Source organism: Bradyrhizobium sp. AUGA SZCCT0182, from assembly GCF_018130185.1.
Lineage (GTDB): Bacteria > Pseudomonadota > Alphaproteobacteria > Rhizobiales > Xanthobacteraceae > Bradyrhizobium.
This window is the reverse complement of sequence record NZ_JAFCLY010000061.1, coordinates 40810-51680: the sequence shown is the minus strand read 5'-3', so window position 1 is coordinate 51680 and position 10871 is coordinate 40810. Positions and strand designations below refer to the sequence as shown.

At 58.7% G+C, this 10871-nt stretch carries 8 protein-coding genes; all 8 read right to left on the bottom strand.

The features are described from left to right. Positions 1–276: 276 nt before the first annotated feature. Positions 277–2541 carry a TonB-dependent receptor domain-containing protein gene (locus JQ611_RS38010; protein WP_212468345.1) on the bottom strand — a complete coding sequence of 755 codons (2265 nt, stop codon included), beginning with the start codon at positions 2539–2541 and terminating at the stop codon, positions 277–279. Between the two features lie 99 nt (positions 2542–2640). Beyond that, the gene (locus JQ611_RS38005) at positions 2641–3663 is read right to left on the bottom strand and encodes a HupE/UreJ family protein (RefSeq protein WP_212468344.1); all 1023 of its coding nucleotides are present in this window, start codon (positions 3661–3663) and stop codon (positions 2641–2643) included. Next, positions 3660–4523, bottom strand: coding sequence for a peptidyl-prolyl cis-trans isomerase (locus JQ611_RS38000; RefSeq protein ID WP_249133785.1), 864 nt, complete (start codon positions 4521–4523; stop codon positions 3660–3662). The genes JQ611_RS38005 and JQ611_RS38000 overlap by 4 nt, the downstream gene beginning before the upstream one ends. Continuing rightward, a complete protein-coding gene (locus JQ611_RS37995) occupies positions 4520–6469 on the bottom strand; it encodes a DUF3604 domain-containing protein (protein WP_212468343.1) in 1950 nt (649 codons plus the stop codon). Before JQ611_RS37995 ends, JQ611_RS38000 begins: the two co-directional genes overlap by 4 nt. Positions 6470–6595: 126 nt before the next feature. Further along, positions 6596–8542: a DUF3604 domain-containing protein gene (locus tag JQ611_RS37990; RefSeq protein WP_249133784.1), complete on the bottom strand. Its 1947-nt coding sequence runs from the start codon at positions 8540–8542 to the stop codon at positions 6596–6598. A gap of 198 nt (positions 8543–8740) precedes the next feature. Next, a complete protein-coding gene (locus JQ611_RS37985; RefSeq protein ID WP_249133790.1) occupies positions 8741–9733 on the bottom strand; it encodes a transporter in 993 nt (330 codons plus the stop codon). A 211-nt stretch (positions 9734–9944) separates the two neighbouring features. Continuing rightward, positions 9945–10301, bottom strand: coding sequence for an HdeA/HdeB family chaperone (locus JQ611_RS37980; RefSeq protein ID WP_212038878.1), 357 nt, complete (start codon positions 10299–10301; stop codon positions 9945–9947). A gap of 69 nt (positions 10302–10370) precedes the next feature. After that, positions 10371–10805: a hypothetical protein gene (locus tag JQ611_RS37975; RefSeq protein ID WP_212038879.1), complete on the bottom strand. Its 435-nt coding sequence runs from the start codon at positions 10803–10805 to the stop codon at positions 10371–10373. Positions 10806–10871: the final 66 nt, after the last annotated feature.

Genomic DNA, 10871 nt, shown 5'->3' with positions numbered 1-10871 from the left:
CTTCAAGACGGGACGGCGAGTGAGAAAGGGAAGGGCAACAAGTTCCAGAACTGCGACCCGATGTCCGCTTTGGGTCATCAACGGACCAGAAGGTCCCGAAATCCGACTTCTGTTCTACCCCCACGAGCGGACATGCCCGTGAACGGCAGCTTTGCGCCAAAAGCTGCCTATCGAAAAACACGGCCGCAGTTTTTCGGTCGTTCGTTCATAAAGCGTATTCGAAGCCTCTTAAAATGAGGGAGGATTCCCGCTTCTTCGACGCGCAATCCAAGGTGATCAAAACCTTCCTGCCAGTGTCAGCCGCACGGCTAACGGCTCCGCCGGATGCACATGGCGATCGGCAACACCGCCGATCGGCTCACCCGGCAGCCGCGACAGATAATAATATTCGATCTGGTTGGTCTGCGCGTCGAACAGGTTGAGCACGTCGAGCTGCAGCCGTAGCCCATTGTCGAATTTGTAGCCGGCCCGCGCATTGAAGATCAGCGATCCCTGCGAACGTGCGCTGTCGTCCTCGATCAGGGGACGCGGCCCGAAATAGCGCGCGCGCAACGCGCCGAACCAGCCGTTGTCGCCGCCGAACGTCACGCCGCCGCTCGCGACCAGCGCCGGCGCACCGGGAATGCGATTGCCGACGGCATCGAAATCGGTGAAGCGGGCGCGGGTGTAAGCGAAATCGAAATCCAGCGTCATCCACGGCAGTATCTTGTACTGGTTGGTCCATTCGACACCGACGCGCCGGCTGGGGCGGCTCGGCTCGGTGGTGCCGGCGTCGCCGACGAACAGCAATTCCGAATTGAAATCCAGCACGAACACCGCCAGCGAACTGGTGAGGCCTTCGATCGCCTTGGTCCGAAACCCGATCTCGGCACCCTTCGACCGCACCAGCAGCGGCACCCGATCCAGCGGCGTCACCTTGTCGTTGGGATCGACCGTAATCGTCGCGCCCCTGATATCGTTGGAGTGCAGGCCGTAACCGGCATTGCCGTAGAATTCGGTCTTGAACCAGGGACCGAGAACGATGCCTGCTTTTGGGCTGGTCATTGACGCCTGCGCGCTCCCGGAATTGGCCGGCGCGTCGCTGACGACGCGGCCGGCGAAATAATCCTCGCGGATGCCGACCGTGGTGCGCAGCCAGTCGGTCCACCGCGCCGTTGTATCGGCCCACAGGCCGACATTGCCTTGCCTGACATTGTCTTCGCGTACGGTCGAGAGCAGCTCACGCTGCAACGTTTTGAACAGCCCGACCTGAATGTCGTCGCCACGCGTCTGCAGGCCGACGCGGGTCTGGGTCTCGATCCCGGCAAGGCGGACATCGAAAGCGTGGCTGGCGTTGAGCCCATAGACGGTGCGCTTATCGAGCTGGCTGAACTGGTCGCCATTGACGGGATCATCGAGGAAGTAGGTGAAATTATTGAACAGGGTGAGCTGCGAGCGGATCACATGGGCATTGATCTTGCTCTGGCCGTACGCGCTCGATTGCGCCCAATTGCCCGAGAGCGACAAACGGCTCGACGTTCCGCCATCGGTCGGATCGAGCGAGCCGAGCCGACCGATGACGCCCTGATCGATGGCGCGCTGCGCCACCTGATCTGTTGAATTCCAGCCGTTGGAATAGGCCATCCCCGACAGCGTAAAGCCGTCCGTGGCGGTGCCCTGGCTGTAGCGCAGCACGCCATTCAGCTTGCGGACATGATCAGGCACATCCCACGGCCCGTTATACTTGTTGGCCTCGACGGCCGCGAGCAGCGTGCCCTCGCCGACCGCGGTCGATCCTGCCGCGAGCCCGCGCCGGTAGCCGTAACTGCCGACGGTGATTTCGGCGAGATTCTTCGGCAGCTTGTTGAGATAGTCGATCCCGACAGCGCCGGCGGAGGCAAAATCGCCCTGGTCGGCGAAATACGGTCCCTTGCGGACGTTGACCGACTGCACCAGTTCCGGAATCAGAAAATTGATATCGGCGTAGCCCTGTCCGTGGCCGTGGGTCGGCATGTTGACCGGCATGCCGTCGACGGAGATCGCCAGATCCGTGCCGTGATCAAGATTAAAACCGCGCAAAAAATACTGGTTGGCTTTGCCCTCGCCGGAATGCTGGGTCACGATCAGCCCAGGCACGATTTCCAGCAATTCGCCGACCCGCGACGCCGGCCGCGCGTTGAACTGCTCGCCGGTAACGCGAATTTCGCTGGCGGCGGTGGGCTGAAGGTCCGCCGAACCCAAGGTCGCAGACCCGGACGTTACGCTGGCAGGCGGCGGCGCAGGCTGGCTATTTTGAACGGTTGAACCGTTTCGCGCGTCCCGCTCGCGCGGCGGCTGCCTGACCCGCTTTTGGGATCTCGTTTCCGGCGCTGTAACTGTCACCGGCGGAAGCTGGCCCGGCGGAAGGGCTGCCAGGCTCTGTGCCTCCGCAGCTTCAGTCAGAATCAGGAGCGATACGACGGCAAGCCCGAGACACCGGCGATGCCCTTCCGCAATACGCGAACCTCGCCGCGCGGCAGCGGAATTCCTCCCTGATGGATCTATCGGCCTTCCGTTACGCATCGGTCGCTTTCACCGCAATTCGAAAATTCCGCGATGCCCAGAAAGGGACGTCACTAAAATCAGCCCGACCTGACGGCGACGCCGTAATCTTTCTTCACTTCATACAAAAAAAGCGGAGGTCCTTTCGATCAGCCAATAGGCGGCAATTGAACCGATCACGTAAGTCGCGCACATGTCGAGGCCACTTGTAATTCGTTGTACTCGAGCGGGCTCGAACCGGACGGCCGCGGCCCAGTGGAGCACCAAGCCTGCTGCCAACACCGCACCAACAAAAGCTAATTGTCCAATTTCCACGCCCAGATTGAAGAACAGAAGCGCGATCGGAATGGCGTGATGCGGCAATCCCACCTCTGCCAAAGCTCCGGCAAAGCCGAAGCCGTGCAATAACCCGAAGCAAAATGCGACCAGCCAAGGCCATCGCGCCGCAAACGACGGAGTTCCGCGCCGATCATTGATGATCTCGACGGCAACCAGCACGATGCTCAGCGCAATCGCGGCTTCAATAGGCGGACCGGGTACGCTCACGAAGCCCAGTGTTGCCGCCGCAAGCGTGAGGCTGTGTGCCAACGTAAATGCAGTGACGGTCAGGAAGACACGGCGCCAGTCGCGAACCAGAATCACCAGCGCCAGTACAAACAGCAAGTGATCGAAGCCGAAAAGAATGTGCTCGACGCCCAGCACCAGATACGTCGCGGCCACTTCTCCCGGACCCGGCACGGCTTGAAGCACGAACGACGTTTTTGTCGGAGAAAGCCGTTCGGTCTGGATTGCGCCTTCGAGGGTTTCGACCCGAACGAGCACATCCGTCGATGTTGCCGACAGGCCCTCAATCGATATTGCCTGCCCGGCGAGTCCGGCTTCCCGCCGAATGCTACGACGTTCGATATAGGCCCCGTCGCTGAACGACGCTCGCGGCAGTCCTACGTCTTGAGTACCTTCCGGCAGTTTGACGTAGATCGCGAGCCGCAAATCTTCTCCCCGCGCGGGGATTTTGAAAAGCAGATTATAGGCGCTGGGGCTAGTCTGGCGCATCTCAAGATAGCCCGGCCGAAGCTCGTCCGAGACCGCGGGTTGCGCCAGTAACACCGCCAAAACAACGAAAAACCAGCGGAAACGATTCATTGACCGGCGGCCTCCGCCGCCTTTGCCCGAGGCGCCTCTACGACAATATCGTAACGCTCCCGAAGCGAGGCGTAGAGTTTCTGTTCCGCCTCCCGGCGGCGAGCGTTCTCCCACTCCCGGCGAACGGCTGGCCGGACGTCATCGAGCGGCGGCAGATTTCCAGAATTTAGTTCGCTGACGAAGACGAAATGCTGCCCGAAGCCAGAAGAAATCGGTCCCTGCCATTTGCCTTGCGCCATGCCGGAAATCTGTTTTGCGAAGCTTTCACCAAATATACTCGATAGCTTGCTTGGCGAAACGCGGCGGAACTCTTCCCCAAGCAGGAACGGATCGCCGAGCGCTGCGGTCGGCACGTTGCTATCGGCGCGAGCAAGAACATTCGCAATCTGTCTGCTGTCGCTCTCGATGGTGTTCGCGCGCCGCGTGGCGCTCAAGAAGACCTGATGGAATGTGATTTGATCTTCGATACGAAATTGCTCCGGATTGGAAGCGAGATAAGAAGAAAGCTGCTCGTCAGTCGGCTCTGGTGCGGACATTGCCTCAGCCAGAAATTCCATCTTCTGCCGCACACGCCGGCGTATGATGACGTCGTCGCGGTCCAAGCCGGCCGCTCTGCCCTCACGGTAGAACACTTCGTCTCGAACATAGTCCTCGATCAGGCCCTGCAATTCCTGCTCGCTCGGAGGCCGCTGCCACGTCCGCGCGAATCCCTCACCCAGGTTGGCGATCCGCGAAGCGGAAACCACGATTTTCTCGGGGGCTTCCGCGCTGCGCTTTCCGACGAGCCCGTGAAGCGCGAACAGGATCGTACCAAGGGCTAGAAACTGGAGTAACGGCTCTCTGAGCAACCGCGAGATCAAGGTGTGTACCAGATCGGTGAGGTATACGCGCGTTCAGTGGTCGTCATCGTGACTTCCGCCGGCATCTTGATGTCAAAGTATTTTGCATCGTATGCCGTCCAGCGCGGCGTCGGGATTTCAATCACGCGACCGTAGTAGAATGCGCGCAACGCTGGATCGAAATCAGGGTCCTTCCACACACTGATCAGTTCGGGTGATCCAATTGTATTGGTCCAGTTGGCATTGGCTACATCGACCGAGCTGCCGACTGACGGCAGCTTTCCGTCAGTTCCCGGTTTGCGGTCGCCCGACCATGCGACGTCGTAAACCTTTTCGTTCAGTTTACCATCTGCTGAGATCCAGCCCTTGACGATTTGATAGCGATCCAGGTTAGCCCCGATTGGGTCCTTGAGCGCGGCGACCAGAAAGGTAGGGACCTTGCCGGCTGGCGCGCTACGTAGATCACCACCCATCGGCACTCCACGCGTGTACCCCGTCACCGCGGGGCTCCGCGTCTGAGCATCCTTGGCCTCGAATTCCCATCCACCAAAGAAGCGAACGATCATGCGCGGTCCCGTGGTTCCGTAGGTCTCCTTGCGTTGCATGGCATCGAACAGCGCCTCGCGGGTGTTGTCGGTCGCCCAGACAGCCGCGTATCCAGAGGCTGTCATTTCCCAAGCCGTCAGTTTTCCCGCTTTGCCACTCAGGAAGGCGTGCTCCCAGCGCGATTTGTTGGGTTCATAAGGTGTGGCCTTGCCGAAGAAATTGTCGTCATCGGCGGTTGCAAGTCCCGTATGTGAATCGGTACTTCCCACCATTCCAAATTTATATGGATTTACGCCGAGTTCCTTCTCTAGCTTGAGGCCGTTCTTCAAGGCTGAACGCGCATACTCGAATTCGAGCATCTCCGGCCGTTTGGCCTCGCTCATGTCTAGATTACCTTTGTCCCACCGTTCGAAGCGCGAAAATTCGTCGGTAGGCGACAGCACTGGATGCGCTTCGCCATCGCCCTTCATTTGCGTTGCTTCGTAAAGAACTTCCCATTTAGCGCGCTGCTCGGAATATTCGCGATCGACAGGGCGCCCATTGAACGACTCAATGATTGGAAACATCGTTCCATTTGATAGATTGCCGTTATGCGCTATCGCGAGCAAGCTGCCGCCCGTCTTGTCCTCGTAAGCGGCCATCCACTTCCAAAGATCCCGGGGATTTGGGCTACCGAGGGGAGGAACGGTGGTATACGGCTCAATTCGCAGAGCCTTGTCACCACCATCGCGGAAGATCACATTGCGATGCAGGTTATTGCCTTTATCAAGTGACGTCCATTCAAAGCCGATAAACGCGGTGAACCGACCGGGTTCGTTAGCCTCCTCGGCCGCTTTCACGATCTGTTGCCAAGTCGAACGATAACCCGGCGTGCCAGGCAGATAAGTTAGCGCTTTTGGAAACTTCCCTTGCGAGAAAGTGCCAATTAGCTCCAGAGCCGCGTCACCGGCTTTGCCAGCCTGAATCATGTCGTACCATTTTCGGCCCAGCGGGTCTGCGAGGATGTTTGGCTTTCCTGCGAACAGATCGGTCACAAACCCCATATTGTCGGAATGGTCCGCGACAACCAAAAAATCCAGCGGTCGCGACAGCTTGGCCGGCTGTCCGCTGGAGGCCATCACTTCCTCGCCACGTGCAAAACGATAGGCTTCTCTCGGGCCGACCCGAGCACCGGCTGCACCGGCATCGAAAGAGAGTGACGTGTGCAGGTGCGTGTCGCCGAAGAACGGTCGCGTAGGGAAGGTGCGCCCGGCATACGGCGAGTACGCCCTCTTAGGCATAACCCGATCGGCCGTGGCCTTGTCCATGACGCCAATATCGGTGTGAACCGCATCCTGCGCCAGCGCGAAGCTGGAAAGTCCCGCCGTCAGCAACGCAGCAAGCGCAAATCTGGAGACAGGGGCGTTACTAGAAGTGTTCATGGTCGCTCCTCCAGCGGGGATGCATCAGAAAGCGGCTACAACCTTGCCGCCGCCTCATAACGAGGTTGTCATGGTTTAGGCCAACTACTCTATCCTCACGCCCGCGCGTCATGAATGTAGTCGACGTCAGGGAGTGTACCAAATCGGAGAGGTATAAGCGCGTTCGGTAGTCGTCATCCTGACTTCCGCCGGCAACTTGATGCCGAAGTATTTTGCGTCATACGCCGTCCAGCGCGGCGTCGGAATTTCGATCACGCGTACATAGTAGAAGGCGCGCAACGCCGGATCGAATTCGGGGTCTTTCCAGACCGTGATCATCTCGCCCGCGCCGATCGTGTTCGTCCATGTCGCATTCGTGACATCGACGGTGCTGCCGACCGAGGTTCGGCTGCGGCCGTCGGCGTCAATCTTGCGGTCTCCAGATACTGCGACGTCGTAAACTCGTTCCTGCGCCTGGCCATCTTTTCCGACCCAGCCTTTGATGACCTGGATCCGGTCCAAGTTCGCGCCGATCGGATCCTTCAAGGCGGCGACAAGAAATGAAGGCGACTTTCCGTTTGGCGCGTTGCTCAAGTCTCCGCCCATCGGCACGCCCTTGGCATAGCCAATTCGGGCCGGCGTGCGGTTGTTAGCGTCGACAGCCTCAAAATCCCAGCCGCCGAAGAAGCGAACGGCCATGCGCGGGCCGGTGGTTGCGTAGGTCTCGCGCCGCTTCATGGCGTCGAAGATCGCCTCGCGGGTGTTTTCCGTTGCCCATACCGCGGCGTAGCCGGCCGCCGTCGTCTCCCAGCCCATGAATACCGCCTTGTCAGTCTTGACGAAAGGATGCATCGCGCGACCGGCATTTGGTTCGGAAGAAGATGTCTTGCCGAAAAAATTGTCCTCCTCGACCGCCGAGAGTCCGGTATGCGAATCGGTACTGCCGACCAGGCCGAACTTGTAGGGATTTACGCCGAGTTCGGCCTCCATCTTGAGGCCGTTCTTGTATGCCGAACGGACGTACTCGAATTCAAGCATCTCCGGCTTTTTCACCACTGTTAGATCAAGGTTGCCTTTGTCCCAGCGCTCATGGTTCGCGAACTCGTCGTTGGGCGAAAGAAATGGGTGGGTCTCGCCGTCGCCTTTGATCTGGGTTGCCTCATAAAGCGGCTCCCATCTCATGCGGTTCTCCGCATATTCGCGGTCGATCCGCTTGCCGTTGAACGACTCGATGATCGGAAACATGCGGCCGTTGCTTAAATTGCCGTTGTGCGCAAGCGCAAGAATTTCTGCGCCAGTTTTTTCCTCAACCATCGCCATCCACTTCCAGAGATCTCGAGGATTTGGACTGCCCAACGGCGGCAACGTGGTGTAGGGCTCAACGAGACTGGCCTTTGCTCCACTATCTCGCCAAATGATATTGCGATGAAGATTGTTGCCGCCCTCACCCGAGGTCCACTCATAGCCAATGAAAGCAGTGAAGCGGCCGGGATCGTTGGCTTCCTCCGCCGCCTTGATCGTTTCGCGCCAGGCGCTGCGATAGGCCGGCGTTCCCGGCGTGGGGAAGCCCTTGGGCATTAGCCCTTTGCCGAAGCTGGTGATGATATCAATGGCGGCCGCCGCGCCTTTGCCGGAATTGATCTCATCGTACCACTTCCGGCCCTGTGTCGTCGCGAGCAGGCCAGGATCGCCTCCCATCAGTTGCGGGAAAAAGCCCATGCCATCCGAATGGTCCGAGACCACCAGGAAATCCAGGGGACGTGAAAGTTTGGCGCGTTGCCCACTGGAAGCGATAACTTCCTCGCCCTTGGCGAAACGATAGGCGTCCTTCGGGCCGAGCCTGGCACCGAACGCGCCGGCGTCCATCGAGTAAGAGGTGTGGAGGTGCGTGTCGCCGAAAAGCGGCCGTGTCGGGAAATTGCGACCGGCATATGGCGAGTACGCCGGCTTGGTGGGGAACGCCTTATCGGCGGTCTCCTTGTCGAGCGTGCCTATGTCCGTGGTTTGGTCTTCCGCAGCGACGACGGTGGCAAACACGCAAGCACAAACGCCGGCGAGCGCGGCAGCGGAAATGTAAGACAGACGAATCATCATTTGACACCTGTGACGTCAGTAAAGAATATAGTAAGCTCAGAGTTGTGGTGATGTTAGGCTTCCTCGAAACGGCTTGGAAGACCACAGCGCAAAATCGAATTCGACAGCCCCGCTCCCCTTTTTAATCGTGCCGTATGTCGTAGCAGGCGTACCTCGTCTCTTAACGCACGCTCAGAAAATCGCACTCTTTTGATAGCGTCACTTCGTCGCGATTCGACGCGTTGGCGCCACGGTGCTGGCGGGCGCCATCGGCGAGATGGAGAATGTCAGCCAGGTATTCCATCCCGATGGCCGATTGGCGGCCTCGAATTCGCCGTAGCCCTTGAGATTGAGATAACCCTGCATGTCGCCTACCGGAAACAAGAATCCAATCTGCGGCCCGATTCCCAGAACACGCGACCGGAATCCACCCAGAAGGGGGTGTTGACCGAAGTCGTCGGTGATTTGTTGATATCCGTACCCAACAAGTCCGACGAACACCTGCTTCGACAGAAACTTGGAAGCACCCCAGTCGATGTGGAAATCGATGCCGTTCTGATAGTTCGTATCCTTGTTCTTGAAATTATAGGTAAAGCCCGCGACCGCCGAGAATTCGTGCCCGGTTGCCGGATTGAAGTAGGTGTAGCCGCCGCCGCCATCGATCGCGGCATGGCCGATGCCGAGGTTGGCGAGGCGGCTGGAATCGTAGGCGCCAACGGGAATGTCACCGGTCACATAGGTCATGAAGTTGTGCACGCCGGCGTTCCACTTCAACGTCGCCTGCGGATAGAGGTCGCCGACGGAAGTGATTGAATCTCCCAGGAAGCCTGTGCGGGTTACCGCAAAGGAGCCAACCGCCGCCGTCAGCGTCCCGTCAATACTGGCGCTCGACCGTCCAAACAGGCCGGTCACCCCAATGGCGAGCTGTCCACCGAGCACAGGCGTCGCGAAAGTATAGGTGGGATTGAGCAAGATGAGATCAGCCTGCGCATTCAGATTAAGGTTCAAGCTAACGTTGACTGACGCCGGAATCCTGCCGATTTGAATTTCTCTCGCCGCCGCTGTAGCGCCCGACGCCGCTAGGGTGGTGTGATAATACACCTCGGCCATGGACCAGCCCGGGACGGTGGGTGCGGCTGCGAGGCTGCCGAAGCGGCCGGGGAGCCAGTACGATACGCCGGCTTCGTCGGCATGAACCGGCCCGGACAGCATGCCGAACGCAAGCACAGTGACGCTAATGCTGGCCTGAACGAGCCGGCAACCATTCCTTCGTTTAGAGATAGCGCGCCTCATTCCCGCCCCCCCGATATCGTCGACCCTCGGTACATCTGAGAGCAACGCAAAAGCAAGCTTGCGGGAAAAATCTCACTTTGCTGTTGCACTAAGGCCTCAAAGCCGTGGCTCAAAACGATCCATGCCATGATCACTTTTTCATCTTGATTCCCTGATCGCTCCGGTAATCCTTGAAAACGACATCGATCGCCTCAATGACCTTCTTGCCCGGATTGGCTTTGCAATGAACGATGACCTCGTGTTGCAACGCTTTGGCGCGGGAAACCTGCATCATGTGCTTCTTGGCAAGGCCGTTGTACCAACCGCTATACCAGGCGGCGAGATAATCTGCGTCTTCCTGAAATGTGCCTGCCAATTGTGCGCAGGTCAGCTTCTGGACGTCGAGATAGCCATCACGGTTCGCATAGGTCTTGAGTTCGACCTGGGCAAAGGCCGGTCCCGCAATCATAATACCGGCGCAACAGAATATGAGTTTCTTTACAGACATTTGATTTTCTCCATGAATATCTGACCCCTGAGGCGCGCGACCGCTCGGCGCGCCCTGATCGCCTCACACCTATTTAAAACGGACCGTTACGCCGCCCACTGCTGCCGACACTTCAGCGCCGACTTTCGGGCCGCTGAGCTGCAGGATCACGCCATTGGCATTCTGCAACTGAACGCCTGCAGCCCCGGCCGCAATCGCACCGCCGGCTCCGATCGCGCTGTAACTGCCTTCAAACGAAGCCGGACTATTCAGATTGACGGCCCGTCCGACCAGCTTGGTTGTCGAGGCTCCGATCGTGAAGCCGATATTCATGCCCGAAACGGTAAATGGATAGCGCTTGCCTTTGAAGGTAAGCACACCTTCACCACCGCCGACCCCGACGATGAATCCGCCTTTCGTGAACACGACGGCAACCTGACCGGTTTCGGCTCGCGATGGCGTGCTATAACCAGCTACACCTGCGAGCAAAGCAACCAGAGCGAAGCTTATGCCGAACTTTTTCATGACTTTTTCCCTAATGAGACGCAATGAGACGCCAACCTGTTTTCAAGCATGGCGTCTTACCTGAAG